General features: G+C 35.3%; 23 protein-coding genes. 18 read left to right on the forward strand and 5 right to left on the reverse strand.

Annotated features, from left to right (window positions below):
- Positions 1-26: 26 nt before the first annotated feature.
- Entirely contained in the window at positions 27-491 is a 465-nt protein-coding gene (locus IEV85_RS21155; protein ID WP_188467354.1) for a MarR family winged helix-turn-helix transcriptional regulator, read from the reverse strand.
- A 346-nt stretch (positions 492-837) separates the two neighbouring features.
- Here IEV85_RS21155 and IEV85_RS21160 point away from each other — a divergent pair, with 346 nt between their 5' ends.
- Positions 838-1,032 carry an adenylosuccinate synthetase gene (locus tag IEV85_RS21160; RefSeq protein ID WP_188467269.1) on the forward strand — a complete coding sequence of 65 codons (195 nt, stop codon included), beginning with the start codon at positions 838-840 and terminating at the stop codon, positions 1,030-1,032.
- A 74-nt stretch (positions 1,033-1,106) separates the two neighbouring features.
- On the opposite strand, the gene nqrF is transcribed toward IEV85_RS21160, so the two are convergent.
- Entirely contained in the window at positions 1,107-2,411 is a 1,305-nt protein-coding gene (gene nqrF / locus IEV85_RS21165; protein ID WP_188467270.1) for an NADH:ubiquinone reductase (Na(+)-transporting) subunit F, read from the reverse strand.
- Between the two features lie 160 nt (positions 2,412-2,571).
- Entirely contained in the window at positions 2,572-3,546 is a 975-nt protein-coding gene (locus IEV85_RS21170; RefSeq protein ID WP_188467271.1) for a radical SAM protein, read from the reverse strand.
- Positions 3,547-3,592: 46 nt separating this feature from the next.
- Between IEV85_RS21170 and IEV85_RS21175 the strand changes: the two genes are divergently transcribed.
- The gene (locus IEV85_RS21175; RefSeq protein WP_188467272.1) at positions 3,593-4,129 is read left to right on the forward strand and encodes a hypothetical protein; all 537 of its coding nucleotides are present in this window, start codon (positions 3,593-3,595) and stop codon (positions 4,127-4,129) included.
- A gap of 145 nt (positions 4,130-4,274) precedes the next feature.
- Here the strand turns inward: IEV85_RS21175 and accD are convergent, their stop codons facing one another.
- Entirely contained in the window at positions 4,275-5,114 is an 840-nt protein-coding gene (gene accD / locus IEV85_RS21180) for an acetyl-CoA carboxylase, carboxyltransferase subunit beta (RefSeq protein ID WP_188467273.1), read from the reverse strand.
- 278 nt (positions 5,115-5,392) lie between these two features.
- On the opposite strand from accD, the gene IEV85_RS21185 reads away from it, so the two are divergent.
- From IEV85_RS21185 to IEV85_RS21255, 15 genes are all read left to right on the forward strand, one after another.
- Complete coding sequence (locus IEV85_RS21185; RefSeq protein ID WP_188467274.1) at positions 5,393-5,569, forward strand: hypothetical protein; 177 nt, start codon at positions 5,393-5,395, stop codon at positions 5,567-5,569.
- Between the two features lie 220 nt (positions 5,570-5,789).
- Positions 5,790-6,533, forward strand: coding sequence for a LytR/AlgR family response regulator transcription factor (locus IEV85_RS21190; RefSeq protein WP_188467275.1), 744 nt, complete (start codon positions 5,790-5,792; stop codon positions 6,531-6,533).
- Between the two features lie 251 nt (positions 6,534-6,784).
- Positions 6,785-7,297 carry a chemotaxis protein CheW gene (locus IEV85_RS21195; protein WP_188467276.1) on the forward strand — a complete coding sequence of 171 codons (513 nt, stop codon included), beginning with the start codon at positions 6,785-6,787 and terminating at the stop codon, positions 7,295-7,297.
- A complete protein-coding gene (locus tag IEV85_RS21200) occupies positions 7,294-8,565 on the forward strand; it encodes an alginate export family protein (protein ID WP_188467277.1) in 1,272 nt (423 codons plus the stop codon). The genes IEV85_RS21195 and IEV85_RS21200 overlap by 4 nt, the downstream gene beginning before the upstream one ends.
- 19 nt (positions 8,566-8,584) lie before the next feature.
- A complete protein-coding gene (locus IEV85_RS21205; protein ID WP_188467278.1) occupies positions 8,585-10,348 on the forward strand; it encodes a methyl-accepting chemotaxis protein in 1,764 nt (587 codons plus the stop codon).
- Between the two features lie 64 nt (positions 10,349-10,412).
- Positions 10,413-11,279 (forward strand): CheR family methyltransferase, encoded by an 867-nt coding sequence (locus tag IEV85_RS21210; RefSeq protein WP_188467279.1) that lies wholly within the window; start codon positions 10,413-10,415, stop codon positions 11,277-11,279.
- 7 nt (positions 11,280-11,286) lie between these two features.
- Positions 11,287-11,787, forward strand: coding sequence for a chemotaxis protein CheD (locus IEV85_RS21215; RefSeq protein WP_188467280.1), 501 nt, complete (start codon positions 11,287-11,289; stop codon positions 11,785-11,787).
- Between the two features lie 6 nt (positions 11,788-11,793).
- Positions 11,794-12,156: a response regulator gene (locus tag IEV85_RS21220; protein WP_188467281.1), complete on the forward strand. Its 363-nt coding sequence runs from the start codon at positions 11,794-11,796 to the stop codon at positions 12,154-12,156.
- Between the two features lie 2 nt (positions 12,157-12,158).
- Complete coding sequence (locus tag IEV85_RS21225; RefSeq protein ID WP_188467282.1) at positions 12,159-14,213, forward strand: chemotaxis protein CheA; 2,055 nt, start codon at positions 12,159-12,161, stop codon at positions 14,211-14,213.
- Positions 14,214-14,219: 6 nt separating this feature from the next.
- Positions 14,220-15,332, forward strand: coding sequence for an ATP-binding response regulator (locus IEV85_RS21230; RefSeq protein WP_188467283.1), 1,113 nt, complete (start codon positions 14,220-14,222; stop codon positions 15,330-15,332).
- 31 nt (positions 15,333-15,363) lie between these two features.
- Positions 15,364-16,422, forward strand: coding sequence for a protein-glutamate methylesterase/protein-glutamine glutaminase (locus tag IEV85_RS21235; RefSeq protein ID WP_188467284.1), 1,059 nt, complete (start codon positions 15,364-15,366; stop codon positions 16,420-16,422).
- A 27-nt stretch (positions 16,423-16,449) separates the two neighbouring features.
- On the forward strand, positions 16,450-17,925 hold the full coding sequence (locus IEV85_RS21240) for a PAS domain-containing protein (RefSeq protein ID WP_188467285.1): 1,476 nt from the start codon (positions 16,450-16,452) through the stop codon (positions 17,923-17,925).
- 7 nt (positions 17,926-17,932) lie between these two features.
- A complete protein-coding gene (locus IEV85_RS21245) occupies positions 17,933-18,937 on the forward strand; it encodes a sensor histidine kinase (protein ID WP_188467286.1) in 1,005 nt (334 codons plus the stop codon).
- A gap of 112 nt (positions 18,938-19,049) precedes the next feature.
- Positions 19,050-19,643: a TetR/AcrR family transcriptional regulator gene (locus IEV85_RS21250; protein ID WP_188467287.1), complete on the forward strand. Its 594-nt coding sequence runs from the start codon at positions 19,050-19,052 to the stop codon at positions 19,641-19,643.
- A gap of 12 nt (positions 19,644-19,655) precedes the next feature.
- Positions 19,656-20,732 (forward strand): 3-oxoacyl-ACP synthase III family protein, encoded by a 1,077-nt coding sequence (locus IEV85_RS21255; RefSeq protein ID WP_188467288.1) that lies wholly within the window; start codon positions 19,656-19,658, stop codon positions 20,730-20,732.
- Positions 20,733-20,752: 20 nt separating this feature from the next.
- Here the strand turns inward: IEV85_RS21255 and IEV85_RS21260 are convergent, their stop codons facing one another.
- A complete protein-coding gene (locus IEV85_RS21260; RefSeq protein WP_188467289.1) occupies positions 20,753-21,256 on the reverse strand; it encodes a TrmH family RNA methyltransferase in 504 nt (167 codons plus the stop codon).
- A gap of 356 nt (positions 21,257-21,612) precedes the next feature.
- Between IEV85_RS21260 and dnaK the strand changes: the two genes are divergently transcribed.
- Positions 21,613-23,541: a molecular chaperone DnaK gene (dnaK, locus tag IEV85_RS21265; RefSeq protein ID WP_188467290.1), complete on the forward strand. Its 1,929-nt coding sequence runs from the start codon at positions 21,613-21,615 to the stop codon at positions 23,539-23,541.
- Positions 23,542-23,633 lie beyond the last annotated feature (92 nt).

Raw genomic sequence — 23,633 nt, forward strand, 5'->3', positions numbered from 1 at the left:
ATATATTAACTTAACTACTCAAAAAATTACTTCTTCATTAATTTCTGTCCATTAGAAGTATATATATTATTGCTTTCGATAATCTGATTTACCTCTAAAATCACTTCAAAAAATACTTCCAATTTCTCTGGGCTAATTTTATTGATCACTGCTTCATTAAAAGCTTTTACGGTGTTGCGGGAAACTGCCTTTTTCTCCACACCCAACTCTGTCAAAAAAATACGAACAGATCTTTTATCATCAGCATCAGGCTGTTTATAAATAAGCCCTTTCTCCTCCATACTTTTCAGCATACGAGTAAGACTTCTACTTTCAAGCCCCATTAAAGGTGCAATTTTAGTAGCAGGTGTCCCCTCTTTTGTATTAATATTTAAAAGAACGAAACCAATGGAAGTTGTAATACCATACTGTACAGCTTGCTGGTTATACATGCGCGATATAGCATGCCACGCTGCTTTTATATTGTAATCGATTGATTCTTCTCTTTTCATTGAATCCAAATATACAAAATATATAGTATGCATGCATACTATATTTAAAAAAAATTTTATTCTATTAATAAGGCCAAGTAAAACTGTTATTTGTGCTTCTTAGTCATTTAAAAAAGATTAACTACACATAAGCATCATACACAGCGCAATCAAAAGCTCAACCCTTAACGATTAGATTGAGAGCGAAGAATACCATATCAAGAGAAATTGCTGCTACTATTACTTATCCTTTTAGGTATTTATCCGTGTATTCTAGTAGGATTTAACTGATTGAGCTTTTAAGATAAGGAGGACAAATTCTATTAATCAGTTTAAATATTGATTCAAAATTTTAAATAAAAGAATAATGATCTACTCTATTCTACATTTTATGTATCAAATAAATTATATGCTATTGCAAATCCCACAGGGTGTTCCGCATCCTGATGACAATGAACCATTAACACTGGAATCTCCATTTGACATAATTTTATATGTAGTAATTCCTGTCATTATATTAGGAAGCTACTTCTGGTGGAGAAAGAAGAAAAAAAAGAAATAAAACTCTTAAAAGTTTAGACATAAAAAAAGGGAGCTACATGCTCCCTCTTTTATTTATAAATGTATTATTGAGAATTAACCTCCAAAATCATCAAATCTGATATTCTCAGAAGGCACTCCCAAATCATCTAACATTTTAAGTACCGCAGCATTCATTAATGGAGGCCCACATAGGTAATACTCAATCTCTTCAGGCTCTTTTACATCTTTTAAATAATTATCGTAAAGTGCCTGGTGGATAAATCCTGTATAACCATCACCATCTTTATCATCAAGGCTTTTCTTCACTTTCCAGTTATCTTCTTCCATTGGTTCAGAAAGGGCAATATTAAACTGGAAGTTAGGGTTTTTCTCCTCTATCTCTCTAAAATGATTGGTATAGAAAAGCTCTCTTTTTGAACGTCCACCATACCAGTAAGAAACCTTTCTATCAGTGCCTTGTGTGTGGAATAAATGGAAAATATGAGAGCGCAATGGCGCCATTCCGGCTCCACCACCTATATAAATCATTTCTGCATCTGATTCATTAATATGGAATTCACCATAAGGACCAGAAATAGTTACTTTATCTCCTGGCTTTCTGGAGAATACGTAGGAAGAACAGATTCCCGGGTTAACATCCATCCATCCATTTTTGGCTCTATCAAATGGAGGCGTAGCAATACGGATATTCAACATAATGATGTTTCCTTCGGCAGGGTGATTAGCCATTGAATAAGCTCTGAAGATTTCTTCATCGTTCTTCATTACCAAATCCCATAAACCAAATTTATCCCAATCTTCCTGGAAGATGTCTTCCTTATGTCCTAACTCAGGATGAGGAGTAATATCCATATCCTTAAACTGAACAGTAATTTTTGGCACGTCAATTTGAATATAACCACCTGATTCGAAATCCAGTGTCTCACCTTCAGGCAACTGTACCACAAATTCTTTGATAAAAGTAGATACGTTGTAGTTAGATTTAACAGTACACTCCCATTTCTTAATACCAAATATCTCCTCCGGTATTCTAATGTGCATATCCTGCTTCACCTTAACCTGACAAGACAGACGTACATTTTCTTTTTTCTCCGCTCTGCTTAAGTGTCCTTCTTCTGTAGGAAGCACATCGCCTCCTCCATCTTCCACTACACATTTACACATGGCACAAGTACCACCTCCACCACAGGCTGAAGGTAAATAAACACTTTGGCCTGCTAAAGTAGATAGCAATGTTGAACCCGCAGCTGTAACTATAGGATTGCTGTCATCACCATTAACATAAATATTAACGGGGCCGGATTGTACTAATTTTGATTGCGCAAACAGCAATACAAATACTAATAATAGTATTATAGCTGTAAAGGCAACAATTGATGCAATAATTACTGATGTCATGAACTTTTTATTTTGTTCTTTTACTAACTCAATGAATTGAGATGCAAATATATTAGATAATCATCAAAACCGTATGTGGTTTCTATATATTTTTTAAATACAATTCACTGCTTCCAACAAGATACTCTGCTAAAAAGTTAGCAAAGTAGTCAAATATTTTTCAGAGGTTCCTCCAGGTGCCTTTTATTCTATTATACTTGATGGTAGAAGGCAATGCTTTCCAAAAATATTTATTTATTTCTACCGCAAATGAAGGCTGCATGTAGCAGTTAATTGCACAACCTTCGCATTCAGGCATTCTGCCTTCCAGCGCTATTAATTCTCTCACTTCATCTGATTGGTAAAGTTTTTCCAGGTTATTTTTAATAGGAAAAGACTTTTTTCCCAGATGGTAACAAGGTAAAACAAGCTCATTATGAGGAGAAATAACCAAAGACGCACTAGCTGCCTTACAAACAGGACTTGAAATCTTATTGCCACCGTCTCTTCTCAACTGTACAAATGCTTCGTTCAAATAGACATTTTTCCTCTTCCCCATCTCACTAATAATTTGTAAGTTTTCAGGAGTTAAACCTCCTCCGGTTTCTACCTGATTATAATCAAAAATTGGATTGATAATCAAAACTAAATTATTAACGAGGCAAATATTTTGATATACCGGTTCAAGCTCATTCATATTATCATTCATTGCAGTAAATAATATGTCTGGTTTTTCACCTAAATGTTTTGCCACCCTAATGGACTCCATCACAAAATCATAGCAGGCTACTCCGCGGGCTTTATCGTGCTTCTCCTTATCATAAGCATCGAGTGAAAAATGTAGCATATCAATTAACCCCTTCAAGCTTTCTGCCTTCTTTGGATAAAGCAAAGCATTAGTAGTAAGTGTAGTGATAAAGCCTAACTCTTTAGCTAGTTTTAAAAAGAGATGGATATCCTGATGTAGTAGGGGTTCTCCCCCGGTAAAGTCTATTACTCTAACGCCTAACTTTTTTAATGCTAAGAGATTGGATTTCACCTCATCAACCGTAACATAAGGGCTTGGTTTCTCCCAAATATCGCAGAAATAGCAACTGGCATTGCATCTATAAGTAACATAATAGTTACAAAGCACAGGCTTTCGGATAATTCGCATAATGTAAAACTATGAAGTTTAACTGATTTGCGCTAAATTAATAACCATGAAAACAGAAATAGAGCAACTGCTACTCAGCTACTCTTCATTTGGAAAACCAGAAGCTGTAGAGTTAACCCAAAAGGTGGCTAATGATGAAATCCTTTTTTCACAACTAATGACTGCATTTCTGGCCTCAAACATGCGAGTAACCCAAAGGGCAGCCTGGATAATTAGCCACTGTGCAGAAATTAAACCTGAATTATTATTGGGTTATCTGAAGCCAATGCTTCAAAATTTATATAACAAACCCACTGATGCAGTAAAAAGAAATACTTTAAGAGTGTTTCAATTTGTTGAACTTCCTGAAGATTGCCACGAAATGGCTGTAGATAAATGTTTTCAATATTTGGAAAACCGCAAAGAAGCTGTGGCTATTCAGGTATTTGCTATGTCAGTTATTGCTAAATTAATCCCTTATTATCCGGAACTTAAAAATGACTTGCAATTAATTTTAGAGGACAGGCTTCCAACGGCTTCAGCAGGATATAAATCGAGGGCAAAAAAAATACTTAAACAACTGGAAATAATAGCTACAGATTAGGTAAGAAATAAGGGTTTCTCTAGATTTATTTTTAGAACATTGGAGTATTTATCATGAGCATCCTATCAAGAGTACACTCAATAAAAAAAGCAACCTGCATGCAGATTGCTTTCTAATTCTTTTAACAATTAATATATAATGGATTTTAAGCCAACATTTTTAATAAAGTAGTCAGTTTCGACTTTAGCTGCCTTCTATCCACTATAAAATCGAGGAATCCATGGTCTAGAACAAATTCAGAGCTCTGGAAGCCTTTAGGTAAGTCTTTACCAATAGTTTCGCGAATTACCCGTGGTCCGGCAAAACCAATCAATGCCCCTGGCTCAGCAATATTAAAATCGCCCAGCATAGCGTAAGATGCTGTCACACCTCCTGTAGTTGGGTCAGTAAGTAAAGATATATAAGGTATTTTTGCTTCGGAAAGCTGCGCCAGCTTTGCTGATGTTTTAGCCATTTGCATTAAAGAGAAGCCCGCTTCCATCATTCTTGCCCCACCTGATTTTGAGATCATAAGAAAAGGCACTTTCTTTTTTATTGAATATTCAATTGCCCTGGCAATTTTTTCTCCTACAACTGCTCCCATTGAGCCGCCAATAAAGGAAAAGTCCATACAGGCTATACATATAGGCAGGCCATTTATTTTCCCGTGAGCTGACCTCACTGCATCCTTCAATTCAGTTTTCTCTTGAGATTGCTTTATTCTGGCAGGATAAGGTTTACTGTCTACAAATTGTAATGGATCAGCAGAAGATAAATCTTTATCTAACTCAGTAAATTTGTTGTCATCAAAAAGTATTTCAAAATACTCTTTAGAACCAATTCTGACGTGATATTCGTCATCAGGACATACATACGCATTCTGTTTCAATTCGCGCATGTGAATAATTTTACCGCTGGGTGTCTTATACCATAAGCCATCCGGAGCTTCCTTTTTATCTTCCGTAGGAGTTAAAATCCCTTTATTTTGTCGCTTAAACCAAGCCATAAGATCTTTATTTTATCAAGAAATATTTCTGATTTCTTTAAATGAGGTTCAAAGATAAACGAATTGCCATTCAATTGCCAAAGAAGTCTTTCAAAACCATCAAATCCTTGCGATTTAATGATTAATTCAAGGTTAATTATTGAATTTTTTGGTAATCTGAACTAAAATAACAAATATTTGTTCTCACGTACAAAAAGCAATAGTGTTGGATAAACATGAAATTCCGACAGATAAAAACCATCTTTTATTAGACGAACGCCTTATAAAATCGGACAGCAATGCTAAAGAAATTATTTTTTTATATCAGTGCCATAATTATTGTATCTTATTTTTCAGCTTGTACGCCCGTTACAAGAACCACACAATCACAGCAAACCTGGAATGAGTATAAAGGGAAAGGTAAAAAAAGCGTAAGAAAAGGAAGGGACTACAGGGACAGAAATAATAAAAGGTAAATCTATGTGGCGCCTAGATTTTTATCTTTAGGCTTTTAACAGAAAAAATTAAAACCAACATACTTCAATTTCACCTTTAACCCATAACCTATTGATTAATAAGTGATTGATAATCCACTTACCCTTAGAAAAAAAATCCCAACATAAGAATAACCTTTATTTACTTTTGTTTTCAATAATATTTAAATATTTTGAGAGGTAAACAAGCTTAAAAACATATATGGTAAGAAGCATTATCGTTGATGATGAATTAAAAAGTAGGGAAAGCTTGAAAATATTATTAACAGATTTTTCAGAGGGTGTAGAAGTATTAGCACTTTGCGAAACTGTTAATGAAGCTTTAGAAGCAATAGCAAAATATAAACCTGATGTTGTCTTTCTTGATATACAAATGCGAAGAGAAACAGGTTTCGATTTATTAAAACAGTTACCTAAAATTGATTTTGAAGTGGTATTTACTACAGCCCATTCTGAATATGCTATAAAAGCTTTCCAGTTTAGTGCCATCGATTACCTCTTGAAACCTGTAGACATAAATGATTTGAACAGAGCTATATCTAAAGTTAAAAACAGAAACATAGGTGATTTCTCTCAGCAACTGAATCACCTTCTGGAAAACCTCAAACCTCATCACCATCAAATAAATAAGATTGCCATTCCTTCGCATGAAGGTATTTTGTTTGTAAAAGTTGAGGATGTAATTTATTTAGAAGCCTCAAGCAATTATACACAGTTTTACCTTAAAAATGGGCAAAAGCACCTTGTAAGCAAATCGTTAAAGGAGTATGATCAAATGCTTACTGACCATAACTTTTATAGAATACATCACTCTTATTTGATAAATATAAATGAGGTGACAAAATACGTAAGGGGCGATGGGGGTTATGTAATACTCAGCAATAATGTTAATTTGGACGTTTCCAAACGTAAAAAAGAAGCCTTTCTTCAAAAGTTAGGGGTTTGATTGATTATTAGTTTACAACACTTACTCTTCCAATTTAAACTGCGATAAGTTCAACGCAGTCTTATTTCTATTTCTCAATACTTCCACTAAGTAATTTTACCTATATCAGCAAAGCCCCATTAGGTGAAATACTTACTACTTTCTAATTAGTTTACCACTTACTCAAATTCTGACACCACTTAATCATTAGCTATTTTCAATTTATACAAATATGTTAATATTTGTTCTGTAAATAATGAAAAAAAACCATCATGATTAGTGAACTAAATTTAACAGCGGACTTAGATTCTTATCTATCATTTCATATCAAAAAAGAGGTTTTTGCCATTGAGGTTGGGAAGGTGATTGAGATAATGGAAGTGCCTAATATCACTTTTATTCCAAAAGCTCCTAAATACATGAAAGGTGTAATTAACCTCAGAGGTAAAGTGATACCTGTAATTGACGCAGGACTAAAGTTTGGTCTAGACCCAATTGAGCTTACAATCAACTCCTGTATCATCATTATAAAACTGGAATCTTCAGATAATGAAATTGAATTTGGAATTATAGTGGACCAGGTACTTGAAGTGTTTGAATTAAACAGCAATAAATTACAAGCTTCCCCTGATGTAGGATCGGAATACAACCTGGATTATATCAAAGGCATTACAAAAATTGATGAAGAAATTACCATGGTAATTGACATTGACAAGGCCTTTAAAGCAGGTGAAATAAAAATCAAAAACGAAATAAATCAGGAAACAAAAAAGACAAAAAAATGAGACGAATTTTACTACTAATAACATTTTTCTGTGCATCCTTAAATTTTACTTATGCACAATTCTCTCTTAAAGCTGACTTCCGGGCGAGAGGTGAGTATAGGGATGGAGCAAGGATTTTGCTAAGCGATTCATTAGAGCCAACTTTTGTAGCCTCACAAAGAACCCGCTTAATAGCAGACTATAAAGATGACAAGTTTCAAATAAGAATTGGACTTCAAAATGCGCGTATCTGGGGCAATGATGATGAAAGAGCCAACATCCCAAATATAAATTTATCTGAAGGATGGTTTAAATACGCTTTACTTCCTTCGCTAGCTGCCAAAGTGGGCAGGCAACATCTAGTGCTGGATGATGGAAGAATTTTTGGGATGAGAAATTGGAATGACATTGCTGTATCACATGATTTGGCTGTTTTACAGTATGAAAAAAATGATTGGAATATTTTAGCAGGAGGAGGATATAACAATGACGGCAATGATTATACTGCTAGTCCTTATAATGTGAAATATTATAAATACCTGGTTTTTCTTTGGGTAAACAGAACCTTTGAAAATGGTCTTCAGGTTTCTTTGCTCCATTCAACAGATGCAAATGAGGACAAAACAGATTTCACGAAAACAAATAAAAGAAACACTGTAGGTTTATATAGTAAATATTCCAGCAACAGTAATTTTGGCTTTGAAGGTTCTGCTTATTATCAATATGGCAAACACACCTCGGGGCTTGATCAAAGCGGTTACATGTTTTCATTAATACCAAGCTACCAGCTAAGCGAAAAAGTAAAGTTAGTAGCGGGAACCAACTACTTTAGTGGTAATAATCAGCTTGATACTACTTCTACTACTAACAGATCGTTTAATAAATTGTTCGGAGATGGTCACCGCTATTACGGCTTATTAGATTACTTTTTAAATATTGAAGATAATACAGACAGAACTGGCGTACAAGAGTTATTTGCCGGTGTATTTCTTAAGACTAGTGAGAAATCAGAACTTGAAATTTCCTACCATCACTTTGCTACGACAGGTGCGCTAATTGATACACAAAGCCCTAAATTTAAAGCAGCTGATGCTGAATTAGGTAGTGAAATTGATCTCCAGTATAAGCATAAAGTAAATAGTTATTTCACTGTGGTATTAAATTATGCCACAATGTTTGCCACACCTTCCATGGAGATTTTAAAAGGAGGAGACCATAACCGTTATCAGCAGTGGGCTAATCTAATGCTGATAGCAAAACCAGAATTATTTAGATCAGATAAAAAATAACCATTAAATAAAAACAAATATGAAAGTATTTAGACTTACTACTAACCAGCGGATTGTATACATTTTCGCATTAGTTATTTTGATTTCAGTAGGAGGTGCTGTTTTCAATTCACTTCAAACACAGAAACTGAAGGCCGAAATTGAAAAAATCTATAATGACAATTTACTAAGTATAGATTACCTTATTGAAGCAGATAGAGATGCTTATCAAGGAAGTATTGCAATTACTCATGCACTATCCAATAAAGCAGCTTCTGACAAAAAGTTTTTAGACGCACTTGTAGAAGAAATTAGATCCAACTTACAGCAAGTGGAAGATCGTTACAACCAATTTTTCGAAATATCAGCATTTACTAAGCTTGATATTTATGATGAATATGACGTATATAACAATACATTTAGAGCAAATATCGCAGAAATAAAAAGCACTAGTGAAGAAATTATTGCAAATCTTCAAAAAAACGACTTTAAAAAAGCCGGTGAAATTTACTACTCAAAATATCAGGCTGCCTTTGAGCCTATGCGATCTGCAATGGATAAATACACCGATTTAAGTTTAGCTTCTTCTGAAGAAGCTTATAATGCAGGAATTGGTTTGAGTGAGGGAATATTTCGAAATTCAATGATAGTGGTAGCTGCGGTTTTTCTATTTATCCTTTTAGGCGGTATTTATCTTAAAAACAGTATTTCAAAACCACTTAATGAAGCAATGGATATTGTTGATAAAATGTCAGTAGGTAATCTTCAAGTTAACATTAATAAAGCCAAGTATAACAAAAAAGATCAGATCGGCTTCCTTCTTTTAAAAATGGATGAGATGGCCAAAAATTTGAGAAATGTTATTTCTACAGTAAGGAATGGCGCCAATTATATAAATAGAGCTAGTGTGGAGTTGTCTTCATCTGCCGGGCAATTATCTCAGGGAGCTTCATTACAAGCAAGTTCGGTAGAGGAAGTTTCTTCATCAATGGAACAAATGGCTGCTAACATTATGCAAAATACAGACAATGCGAAGGAGACAGAAACAATTGCCAGAAAAACTAATAAGCAAGTAGAAAGCTCTAATAGCGCAGTTTTAGAAACTGTAGATTCAATGAATTTAATTGTGAGAAAGAACTCTATTATAGGTGAAATTGCAAGGCAAACAAACCTATTAGCTTTAAATGCTGCTGTTGAAGCCGCAAGGGCAGGTGAACATGGTAGAGGTTTTGCAGTGGTAGCATCTGAAATCAGAAAATTAGCTGAAAGAAGCCAAAATGCCGCTAAAGAAATTGATGACATTTCTAACACCAGCGAGAAGGTTGCCAGAAATGCGGGTGATATGTTGAATTTACTGGTTCCTGAAATTGAAAAAACAAGTAACCTGGTAGCTGAAATCACTTCTGCAAGTTTAGAGCAAAATGAAGGTGCTAATCAAATCAACGATGCAATTCAGCAATTAAACACTGTAGTTCAGCAAAATGCAGCAAGTGCAGAGGAATTAGCCTCAAATTCAAAAGAGCTTAACTTCCAGGCTGATACTTTAAGAAAGGCCATTTCCTTCTTCAAGTTTGATCAAAATGATGATGCCAATGGAGCTGATCTTTCCGAGGTAGAGGAAATGAATGAGGTACTTGATCAACAACCTAGCTTTAAGCCTGCTAATTTAAAAAATGGGCATGGAAAAAAAGATCAATCCAAAAAAGCAAATTCCAAAAAAGAGTCAGAATTGGAAAACGAAGGTTTTAAACTAGTGCTTGATTCTACAGATGACGAACTGGATCAGGAATTCACAAAATACTAATCACAAGTGTTTGCATGGTTTATAGCCATGCAAGCTCTAATATTCATTAAAGTACTTATTAATAATGACTACTGATCTTAAAAAAACTGCTACTTCCGGTAATCTTATTCCATTAAATGATAATGATTACTACAAGCTTAGTTCTTTTATTAGAACAAATTTCGGCATTAATCTGACAGAAGCTAAACGAACGCTTCTTGAAAGCAGATTGCAGAAAAGATTAAGACTATCGGGCATTACCAGCTTTAAAGAGTATATCAAAAAAGTATGTGAAGGGCATCATCATGCAGAATTAATCAATATGATTAATGTGGTTACTACTAACAAAACTGATTTTTTCAGAGAAAAAACACATTATGACTATGTACTCAGCAAAATTTTACCTGAGCATGCTGCTTTACCTGCAAAAAAAGAGCTTAACATTTGGAGTGCGGCTTCTTCAACCGGAGAAGAAGCCTACACTATGGCTATGGTGATTGAAGAGTTCAATAGACTTACTAACAATTACTTGAAATACACTATTGACGCTAGTGACATTTCTACCGAGGTATTAAAAAAAGGAATTCAAGCAGTCTACAGGGAAAGTGACATTGCTGCAATTGCTAATGGAATGAAGCAGAGCTATTTCTTAAGAAGCAAAGAAGCCGGTAGCGACAAGGTAAGAGTAGTTAAAAAATTAAGAGAAAAAGTAAAATTCTTCAGGTTTAATTTAATGAGTAATGCTTACCCAACACGGGAAAAGTATGACATTATTTTCTGTAGAAATGTACTTATTTATTTTGACAGAACAACTCAAGAGCAGGTAATTCAAAAACTTTGTGAATCTTTAAAAACCGGAGGATATTTATTTTTGGGGCATTCCGAATCCATTATTGGATTGAATGTACCACTAAAGCAATTAATTCATACTGGCTATAAGAAAATCTCCTGAAAAATAGATGACTACAGAAATAGAAAGAAAAGAGTTGTTCGTTCACCCTGGAGAGATAATTGTTAAGCACGCACCCGCTGTTCTCTGGACAGTTTTAGGGTCCTGTGTATCAGTTATTCTGTACGATGTTAAAAAAAGAATTGTAGGCATGAATCATTATATGTTACCAGCCTGGAATGGAAAGGAGAATCCTACAGCCATGTATGGTGATATAGCCATAAGAAATTTGATTAGCAGGATGCTGGCTATGGGCTGTAGAATAGAAGATTTACAAGCTAGAATAGTAGGCGGGGCTGAACAGACTAATAAAACATTTGAAATAGGAAAAAAAAACATCAACGTAGCCTTTGAGGCAATTAGAAAAGAAAATATACATATTATTTGTAGTCAAATAGGTGGAGCGTGCGGTAGAAAAATAAAGTTCATATCCTCTAAAGGGGAACTATATATTAAAGCGCTCAATGAAGCACAAAAAATAGATACTCAATTAGTCAAAAAAATTAAATAAACCCTAATGAAAAATATAGTTGTAGCAGAAGATTTTGGCGTTTCACGCAAAATTATCACTAGTGTATTAACTAAAGCAGGCCATAAAGTTATGGAAGCAGCTGACGGAAAAGAAGCCTCAATGCTGTTTGATGGCCGTAATGTAGATTTATTAATTACTGATTTTAATATGCCGGAAATGAATGGTGCAGAACTTATTAAAAAAGTAAGAGCCTCTGAGCAATATTCATTTATCCCCATTTTATTACTCACAACAGAAGTAAATGAAAGCAAGATAAAAATGGCACTTGATGAAAACATTACAGCTTGGATCAAAAAGCCATTTCAATCTGATGAATTTCTAAAAGTAGTAACTAAAGCCCTGAGATAATCATGGATTTTAAGCAGGAGTACATCGAAGAAGTAAAGCAGATTCTAAAAAGTCTGGAACATTCTATCATGCTTTTGGATAATCAACCTAACAATCCGGAACAAATCGATAATGTGTACCGCTATTTGCATACTGTTAAAGGAAGTGCAGGCATGTTTGATTTTAAGGAAATGGAGCGTTTAACCCATGAACTTGAAAACATATATTCAGATATTAGGGAAGACCTTCGAGCTATAGATGAAAACATTCTGGATCTCACTTTACATGCAGTAGATGTACTTAATGACTTAATTGAAGAAAATGACGATGGTGGAGCCAGTCAACAAATTATAGACTCCATTATTTCATTAAGAGGTAGCTCAGGAGAAATAATTACATCTGCAGACACAACAAGCTCAACAAAACAAAAAGAAGCTTATGCTATCATATTTACACCAACGGATAGTATTTTTAAGAGAGGTATTAATCTGAATGCTATCCTTGAAGATCTTAATGAGCTGAGCTGGCATGAAATAATTATCCATAATGAAAGCATCCCCTTTGTTGATCAAATTAAAGCCAGAAAGATATCTTCATGGCTGGAGATTTTAGCTGTTTCACAAGAGGGAGTAGAAAGCATTAAAGACATTTTCATGTTTTTAAATGACTCTGACTACCAACTATTTCCAATAAGCAATAAGGAAGACTTTCATTCTGAAGCCTATACTGAACTAATAAAATTAACAGATGAAGAAGCGAATTGGAGAATAGAAAAATTTAAAACCTTTGATCAGAAACTATTTCTTAAAGAGGCAACCTCCGAAGAAAAACCTGCAATAAATAAAGAGGAAGTATTAAAAGACCTAAAATCAGTAGTGGTTGACTTAGTGCCTGAAGAAATAGAAACTAGCTCCATAGAAAACAAAACTACAGGCAGTAAGTCAAAAAAGAACAGCCATGTAAATGTCTCCACTGAAAAGTTGGACGGGCTCATTAATATTGTAAGTGAGTTGGTTACCTTCCGCTCCGAAATGCAGCACCTGTTGAGTGAGGTTGAAGATGAGAAAATTACCGAAGCGGTTGAAAAGCTTGAAAACTTAACATTAAAGTTAAGAGACTCCGCTTTCAATATAAGACTTGTGCCTATTAACATAATGAATGTTAAACTTCAAAGGCTAATCAGGTCCGTTTCAAAGGATCTTAACAAAGAAATTGATTTTATAACCGAAGGACTGGATACAGAACTTGACAGAAGCATTATTACTGCTTTAGAAGCTCCGTTGATGCACATAATCCGAAATTCGCTGGATCATGGAATTGAATCTCCGGAAGAAAGGATAAAAAGAAATAAACCAGCTAAAGGTTTGCTTAAACTATATTCCTATAATAGCGGAGACCATGTTTTTATTCAAATACAGGATGATGGCAATGGAATTGATTTCAAAAAAATAAAAGAAAAAGCTATTGCTAAAAATTTATTAAGCGCTACCAAGGAATATACTGAGAAAGAACTCATTGCAGTAATGATGTCTGCTGGCTTTTCAACTGCCGATTCTGTAACAACGGTAAGTGGCCGAGGTGTAGGAATGGATGTTGTTAAAAAAGAAATTAATGCCTTAAGAGGTGAAATTGATATCAGCACAGAGGAAGGCCTGGGTACAATAGTTACTTTAAGATTACCTCTAACACTCACCATACTGGATACACTGGTGGTTAAGGTTTCTAATGAAAAATATTTAATTCCTATTAATGAGGTGGAATACTGCTATGAAGAAGAGCATAGTAAACTATTTAAAACCAACCGGCATTTAATCAATTATGAAAACTCCTTTATTCCATTTGTATCACTACGCGAGTTTTTCTCAGTTGAAGAATATCCTGAAAAGGAAACTGTAATTATCATTAATAAAAATGATACAAGAATAGCCATCATTGTAGACGATATTCTCGGGCAGTACCAAACTGTGTACAAGCCTTTAAATGAGCTCATTCAGGACATAGACTGCTTCTCAGGAGCTTCTATATTAGGCGATGGCTCTACAGCTTTAATTTTAAATGCTCTCAAGTTAAAACCTTAAAATTTTATGCATTATAAGATTTTAATCATTGACGATTTAAAAAGTATATTCACAAATATTGAGAATTTACTTACTTCAAAAGGATGTGAAGTAACTTATAGTGCCAATGGTTATGAGGGGCTGGCAGAAGCACAAAAAAACAATTATGATTTAATTATATTGGACATCCATATGCCTGATATAAATGGGCTGGATGTATGTAAACAACTAAAGAATATACCCTACTATCATTTCAGACCAATATTGCTACTCACTTCTGATACAGAAAGTCTGGATAAAGGCTTGCTTGCCGGAGCATCTGATTATATTCTAAAGCCCTTCAGCAAAGTAGAAATGATAGCCAGAGTCTTTACACAGCTTCATCTGAGCCAGGAAAGACTGAATACACTTAACGAGAAGATAGCCCTGGAAAGCAAGTTAGAGGAAAACATGGCTGAACTACAGGAAGCTCATAATGACTTGCGTAATTATTTTTATCAGGCGGCACATAAATTACGCTCTCCTATTAAAAGTATGAAAGGTTTACTTTCTCTTTTAAAGGAAGAAGACCCTGTTCTATACCAGCATATGTATATTAAGAAGTTAGGAGAAACTGTTAACAGACTTGATATAATAAATGCTCAAATTGCTCTTATTGGTGAATTGAAAGCCCACTTACCAATTGCTACTCAATTCAACTTAAAGAATTTCCTTGAAAAACTAATCTCAAAAGATTTTCCCAATGATAATGTAAAGATTGCACCAACTACTGATTTTTATGTAAATACTGATGCTTTCCTACTTTACCATGGCCTGCATCCAATAATTCAGAACGCGGTTTACTATTCTGAAGTAAGTAGAAAAAGCTCCAAAGAAGTATATATTACAGCTAAAGAAAAGAGAGGCGACTGTTACTTACTAATTAAAGATAATGGGATTGGTATAAACCCTGAATCATTTAATAAGATATTCAATATGTTTTACATAGGAAATGAAGTTTCCCGCGGAAATGGATTAGGTTTATTTATTAGTAAAATGGCTTTAAACAAGTCCAGATTAGAAATAAGAATAAAAAGTAAGCAGAAAGAGTTTACAACAGCAAAGATAAAATTAACCACTGTTATGTATAATGAAAATTAACTCTTATTATATATAAAATAAACACTAAAGAATGAGGCTCATAAAAGTTTTAATTGTTGATGATTCAGCCCTGGTGCGGCAAACTTTTAAGTCACTACTGGAAAGTGACCCTGAAATAACTGTGATAGCTACAGCCAGAGATCCTTTTGTAGCCGCTGAAAAAATCTCTAAAGTAAAACCTGACGTGATTACCCTGGACCTGGTAATGCCAAAAATGGATGGTTTAACCTTTTTGCAGAAATTAATGAAACAGGTGCCCATCCCTGTGGTTGTTATATCTAATCAGACTAAAAGTGGTGCAGACCAGGCCTTGAAAGCCCTTGAATACGGAGCGGTGGACGTCATCTCCAAACCAAATATTTCCACAGATGTATTATTGGAAGAGTCCCGCGTTATACTCATTGACAAGGTTAAATCAGCTTATTTTGCCGGAAAAAAAACTAAGGCAGAAGATAAAGAAATACATAAGACTGCTCGAACGCATGAAAGACCTTCATTTCAAAACTACTATCCTGGAAAAAATTTAGTGATTGCTTTAGGAGCCTCTACCGGTGGTACTGAGGCTATTAGAGAGTTTCTTCAATCATTACCTGCAGCTATGCCTCCTATCCTTATAGTGCAGCATATGCCTGAAAAATTTACAGCAAGCTTTGCCAAAAGGCTAAATGAATTGTGCAGCCTTAATGTTAAAGAAGCAGAAGCTAATGAAGAAATACTTCCGAATACGGTATATGTTGCCCCGGGAAATTATCATATGTCTGTGGCACATTTAAATGGTAAAAACTACATTAGAGTATTAAAAGGAGAGTTGGTTAACAGACATCGTCCGTCAGTGAATGTCTTATTTAATTCAGTTGCTACTCAATTTGGGCGAAACGCTATTGGAATCATAATGACTGGCATGGGCGATGATGGAGCTACAGGAATGAGAACCATGTATGATAAGGGGGCCTGGACAATAGCGCAGGACAAAGATTCATGCGTAGTATTTGGGATGCCTCAGAAAGCAATTAAAAGTAAAGGAGTATCAGAAGTGCTTCCTTTAAATGAAATAGCGCCCACTTTGCTAGATTTTCTAAATACAAAGTAATTAATTTATGAGATTGAATTAAATACAATGATAAAAAAGTGGCTTAAAGCAATTACTGAGGTTGGAGTCTATGAGGAACTGACAAGTGCAAAAAAAATGTCAGTCATACTATCCAATTATATTTCTCTTATCCTGATTCTGTTAACAGGAAGCCTTTTAGTTTCTTCATCTGCTCAGGAAGATATAAACATTTTCCCGTTTATATTATTTGGTTTTATATTATTTACTCTCCCTCTTTTAATAAATTATCTTAATTTTTTCAAAATCAATCAACTGTACGTTTCATGGGTTCCTCCTATTTATATACTTTTCATTATATTATATTGGATCAGCTCTTTTGAGGATGTATTATCTTTTAGTAATTACCTGGGAATAAGGTTCTACTTTATCGCTTTGGGTTCTATTCCATTTATCATTTTCAATTCCAGAAAAGGTATCTGGATTTTCTTAGGCGCTCTACCCACCCTGATCATTTTACTCTTTTTTAATGATATGCTTGAGTTTTACAATGTAGGCTTATTTATAAATGAAGATAACCCCTCACACCTTTTAAATGTAACTCGAAGATCTATTTTCGCCTACTTTTTTGTAGCCGGAAGTTGTTATTTGTTAAAACACCTGGTTGATAGATACAACTGTGAAAATCAAAATCTGATAGAACAACTTGATGCCCAAAATTTATTTATTCAGGAACAGGCTGAAGCAAAACTTCAGGAAGCTAACTATCAGTTAAAATTGAAAGTTGAAGAGCTTCGTAAACGGGAGCAAATGCTAAAACTATCCCAAGAGATTGCAAAAGTAGGCAGCTGGGAGTTTAGCGTTAACGATAGATTCACATTCTGGTCAGAGGAAATGTTTAATATTTTTGACATAGATACTAATACAGAATTAAGCCTGATAGACTACAAAAACTTAATTGGTAACGATAAGTGGAGTGGCTTTTATCAAGTAAGTAAGGAGTTAATACTTAAGAAGGGTGAATTTGCACTAGTCATAAATATTAATACCCCATTAGGCTATAGCAAGTGGATTAAAGTATATGCTTTCTCTATTAAAGAAGGTGATCAGCTAGCAGGCGTACGAGGAATTTGCCATGACATTACACAAGCTAAAGAATCAGAACTGCTATTAAAAGCAAGTGAGAATAAATACAGAGGTCTGTTTGAGCAATCGTTCTACCCAATATTATTAATTAATCCTGAAGGAACGATTCTGGATGCCAATAATAGCTTAAGCTTACTCACCAAAATCAACAAGGACGAATATCTATTAAAAAACATCAACACATTAATCACTTTTTTTGAAGGCAAGAAGTTTGATTTCAGCAAAAGTAGTTATACTGAAGAAACGTTGGGAGAAATTCAGGCAAACACAGGAGAAAAGCTACTGGTTGAAATTAACTGGAAAGTAATGCCAAGTGAAAGGGTAATAGTTACTTTACGTGATGTAACACAAATTAAAGCTGCTCAAAAAACACCTAATAGAAAGCGAGGAGCGCTATAAGGAATTAGTGGAAAACGCGACAGAAGCATTGGTGGTTATTAATTGGGAAACTGGCAAATTTGTTAATGCCAGCAATAGTGCAGAAGCTTTGTTTAAAATCCCAAAAGATAAGCTACTGGAGCTAGGCCCGCTGGATATTAGCCCGGAATTCCAACCCGATGGAACTGAGTCAAAAGAAATATTTGCTCAATTTACCCAACAGGCGTTAAAGAAAGGCAAAGAATCATTTAACTGGACCTGTATTGATATGGAAAGAAACCCCATTCCTTGTGAAATACGGCTAGTTAAAATCCCGTCACGGAAGGAAAAATTATTGAGAGGAAGCATAATTGACATTTCAGATAAAATTGAAAAAGTAAAAGAATTAGAAATAGCCAATAAAAAAATAGGTGAATTAAAATTGATTGCTTTAAGATCGGTTATGAGTCCTCACTTTATTTTTAACGCACTTAATTCCATTCAGTATTTTATTGGTAAAAATGAAAGGCTTAATGCCATCAACTATCTATCAACATTTTCCAAATTAATCAGAAGCATCCTTAATCACTCTGTGGACAATAAAATCAAATTATCAGAAGAGGTTGAAATGTTAAAAAACTATATAAGCCTGGAAATGCTTCGCTTTGAAGATAAATTCGATTTCAATTTGATTATAGATCCGGAGCTGGAAATTGATTACATAGAAATACCCTCATTACTAATTCAACCTTATGTAGAAAACGCAATTTTGCATGGACTATATAATAAACCTGAAAAAGGAACCCTCACTATAGAAATAACTGAAAAAGGAGATGTAATTTATTTCACTATTCAAGATGATGGTATTGGAAGAAATGCTGCCATGCTTTTAAATGCTAAAAGCTTCCCTAAGCATAAATCGTTAGGCCTAAAGCTAACTCAGGAAAGGCTGGAGCTTATTAATGAAAACAGAAATATTTCTTTCTACATTGAGGATCTGGAAAAAAATGGTGAGCCAAGTGGCACAAAGGTAACAATAGGTATTTTATCTTAGAAGTTTCATTTCTGTCTGGCTCTCTTCTCTTAGTAATCAATTGCAACTTCAAGTTGAAAACTTATTTGCTGATTAGGTTTGAATTGCCAGTTTAAATACCGACATTTTCGGAATGAACGTTCATTCCGCAATTAAAAATAAACTGGACAAGAAAACCCTCATTCTTGAAACTACACTTGCCTGTATTTCAGAATTTGGGTTTCACGGCACCCCAATTTCTATGATTGCGGAAAGAGCAGGCGTGGGTGCAGGTACCATCTACCGTTATTTCGACAACAAGGAAGCGCTTATAAACGAGCTCTTTCTGGAAATAAAAAGAGAAGTAATGGCGGGTATGCTGCAAGGATATGACGAATCCTTAAATTTTAAAAACCGATTTAAACACCTATGGATGAGCCTGATAAATTATTTCATGGATCACCCACAGGAATTCCAATTTATAGAGCAACACCGTTATGCAACCTACATGAGCATGCTAACCCGAGAGGAAAGCTTCATGATTATGTCTCCCGTAATGATGTTTTTTATTGAGGCCAAAAGAGCAAAGGCCATCAAAGATCTCCCCCTCTACACAATTATTTCCCTGGCATACGGACCCATCACTTCCCTGGCCAAACTTCAAATCGATCATCAACAAAAATTAAGTAAAGAACGAATTAATCAGGCTGCCGATGCATGTTGGGATGCGGTGAGAATGATTGGTTAAAAACACAACGATATGAAAACACCAAATGTGGTATTTAACGGGATTGGCTCCTTCATCCCGCCAAGGATTATTACGAATGAAGATTTCCTCCACAAGGAATTTTACACAGAAGAGGGGATTTTATTTGATGTACCCAACGAAGAAATTATTCGGAAATTTGAAAAAATAACCGGCATAAAGGAAAGAAGATATGCAGAGAATAATCAGGTAAACTCTGACCTGGGCTATCTGGCAGCTGAAAAAGCATTGGAAAATAGCAGTATCAACAAAGAAGAACTGGATTATATTATTTATGCACAAAACTTTGGGGATATTCAGTATGGCACCAACCGTGTGGATAACATGCCCAGCCTTGCCTCAAAAGTAAAAAATAAGCTAAAGATTAAAAATCCGGATGTGGTTTGCTATGATTTGGTATTTGGCTGCCCGGGATGGCTCCAAGCTGTTATTCAGGCATATCAAATGATTCGCAGTGGTTTTTGCAGAAATGTTTTAGTAGTAGGTGGAGAAACTCTCAGCAGAACGGTGGACCCTCATGACAGAGACTCAATGATTTTTTCGGATGGAGCAGGTGCCACCATCGTTTCTGCTTCTTACGATGATGACAGAAAAGGAATTTTAGGTTTTGCCAACAGAACAGATGCTAATGAAGAGCTGAGCTTTCTTAAAATGGATAAATCCAACAAGCCGGGAATGCCGGAAAATGAACGTTTCATAAAAATGAAAGGCAGAAAAATCTACGAATATGCACTGGACGAAGTGGCAGGAGGAATTCAGACCGCATTAAAAAGGTCAGGAATCTTTCTTGAAAACATTCAAAAAGTACTTATTCATCAGGCAAATGAAAAAATGGATGAGGCTATATTACGTAAGTTAGGCCAGCTATATAATATAAAGTTAGAAGCCAAAGATATGATGCCAATGACCATTCAAAAATTTGGCAATAACTCCGTGGCCACTGTCCCTGTTATGCTGGACATGGTATTAAGAGGAGAAATAGAAAATCATGAAATAAACAGCGGTGATGATATCGTATTAGCCTCAGTGGGGGCAGGTATGCACATTAATGCAGTGATTTACCGATTCTGAATTGAGAATTAAGCGCTGTCTCACCTTACTATTTCTTGCAAGGCAATGGCCAGCGCAGTCACCACATTAATGGAGGAATTCTGCCCATATAAAGGAATATGAACAGATTCGGGAATTATAGAAAGCAACGCTTCTGAAATCCCGTTCCTTTCAGAGCCTATTACTATTGCAATTTTATCTTCTTTCCTGAAATTGAAGGTTTGAATGGCGCGGCTATTTTTAGTTATTTCCAAGGCTAGCGCTTTATAGCCAGCCTCTTGTAATTCATTCATTATACCTCTTGAATCCTCTTCAAAAAAGAAGGGGATTTTTTGATACGTATTTCGTGATGCTCTTTTTACTTTAGTGGTAAGCCCCACCCCTAGAGTGCCCGTAAAAAAGAGTCTTTCTACACCAAATGCTTCTGCCACTCGCATAATCATTCCTACATTTTCCGGGGTGCGGATATTCTCCGCAACAATAACAATGGCTTGCTGGTGTTTACTATTCTCAACTTCCTGATGTTGCTTCTGTACTCTTTTCATTACTCAAAAATATAAAAATAGAGGTGTTTAACATCCATTCGCCAACTTGATTTACCGAAATGCTTAACATTAAATAGATCCTATCAGGCAATTACATGAGAATCAATGGCATGTGTCTAAAAAGTCAGTAATGTAAATGATTACCCATTGTATAATCTAAAATTAGATTCCGTATAATTAATTCCACACTAATTCGCACCGCATAATTGGCAGAAATGTTAAATAAATCTGCCAATCCTAGAATTCGTTAGCCAACAATGTCAATATGGCAGTAGAATTTTCGCTAAAATTACTTGGCACATAGCTTGTTAATATAGTACCAAATCGAAATCAGAAAAAAGTAAAATTAATATATCATGGGAAAAATTATTGGAATTGACTTAGGTACTACTAACTCCTGTGTTGCGGTTATGGAGGGTAATGAGCCCGTTGTAATCCCAAACAGCGAAGGTAAGAGAACCACGCCATCAATTGTGGCATTTTTAGACAACGGAAAAGGTGAAAGAAAAGTAGGTGACCCTGCTAAAAGACAAGCTATCACTAATCCGCATAACACCATTTCTTCCGTAAAAAGATTTATGGGTAAAAAATTCTCTGAAGTATCTGATGAGAAAAAAATGGCTTCATATGTTGTTGAGTCTGGAAATAACGATACTGTAAGAGTAAAAATAGGTGACAGAAATTATACTCCACAGGAGCTTTCAGCAATGATTTTGCAAAAAATGAAAGCAACTGCTGAAGATTATTTAGGTCAGGAAGTAAGTGAAGCAGTAATTACTGTACCAGCTTATTTTAACGATGCTGAAAGACAAGCTACTAAAGAAGCAGGTCAGATTGCAGGCCTTGAAGTAAAAAGAATTATAAATGAGCCAACTGCTGCTGCCCTGGCTTATGGTTTAGATAAAAGAGATAAAGACCAAATAATTGCCGTTTACGATTTAGGTGGTGGTACATTTGATATCTCTGTACTTGAATTAGGGGATGGTGTATTTGAAGTAAAATCTACTAATGGTGATGTACACCTAGGTGGTGATGACTTTGATCAGGTAATTATCAACTGGTTAGCAGAGGAATTTAAAAATGACGAAGGATTGGATTTAAGAAAAGATCCAATGGCTCTTCAAAGATTAAAAGAAGCGGCTGAGAAAGCTAAAATTGAATTATCAAGTTCAAGCAGCACCGAAATTAACCTGCCATACATTATGCCGGTTGATGGTGTACCAAAGCACTTAGTAAGAACTTTAAGCCGTTCAAAATTTGAGCAATTGTCAGATAGTCTGATCAAAAGATCAATGGAGCCGGTAAAGAAAGCATTGCAGGATGCTGGTGTGTCTCCTTCTGAAATTGATGAAGTAATTTTAGTGGGTGGATCAACAAGAATTCCGATTATTCAGGAAGAAGTTGAGAAATTCTTTGGTAAAAAGCCTTCTAAAGGTGTAAACCCGGATGAAGTAGTGGCAATTGGTGCAGCTATTCAAGGTGGTGTATTAACCGGAGAGGTAAAAGATGTATTGTTATTGGATGTGACTCCACTTTCATTAGGTATTGAAACAATGGGTGGTGTAATGACTAAATTGATCGAATCTAATACTACTATACCATCTAAAAAATCTGAAGTATTTAGTACAGCTTCTGAGAATCAGCCTTCTGTGGAAATCCACGTATTGCAAGGTGAAAGATCAATGGCGAAAGACAACAGAACCATTGGTAAATTCCACCTGGATGGTATTCCACCAGCACCAAGAGGTGTGCCTCAAATTGAAGTAACTTTTGATATTGATGCTAACGGTATTTTGAACGTATCTGCAAAAGATAAAGGAACCGGAAAAGAGCAAAAAATCAGAATTGAGGCTTCTTCAGGATTGTCCGATGCGGAAATCGAAAAAATGAAGAAAGAGGCGGAAGCTAATGCTGAAACGGATAAGAAAGAGAAAGAAAAGATTGACAAAATCAATCAGGCTGACTCTTTAGTATTCCAGACTGAGAAGCAAATGAAAGAATTTGGCGATAAGCTTTCTGAAGGCAATAAAACTGCCATCAACGATGCTTTAGCTAAATTAAAAGAAGCGCACAGCAAGCAAGATGTTGACGCGATCGATCCGGCCATGGAAGCATTAAATAATGCATGGCAGGCAGCTTCACAGGAAATTTACCAGGCACAGCAAGCTGCTGGCGGTGATCAGGCTGGTGGTGCTCAAGGTGGTGCACAACCGGAAGATAAAGCCGGAGATGGTGTAGATGATGTGGAGTACGAAGAAGTAAATGATGATAAAGAATCGAAATAATAATGTAGATACTAGATTCTAGAGTTTAGAATCTGGACACTAGGATCTAAAATTTTAAAGCCCTTTGAGAGAAATCTTGAAGGGCTTTTTTG

The organism is Marivirga lumbricoides, assembly GCF_014636295.1.
Classification (GTDB): Bacteria; Bacteroidota; Bacteroidia; order Cytophagales; family Cyclobacteriaceae; genus Marivirga; species Marivirga lumbricoides.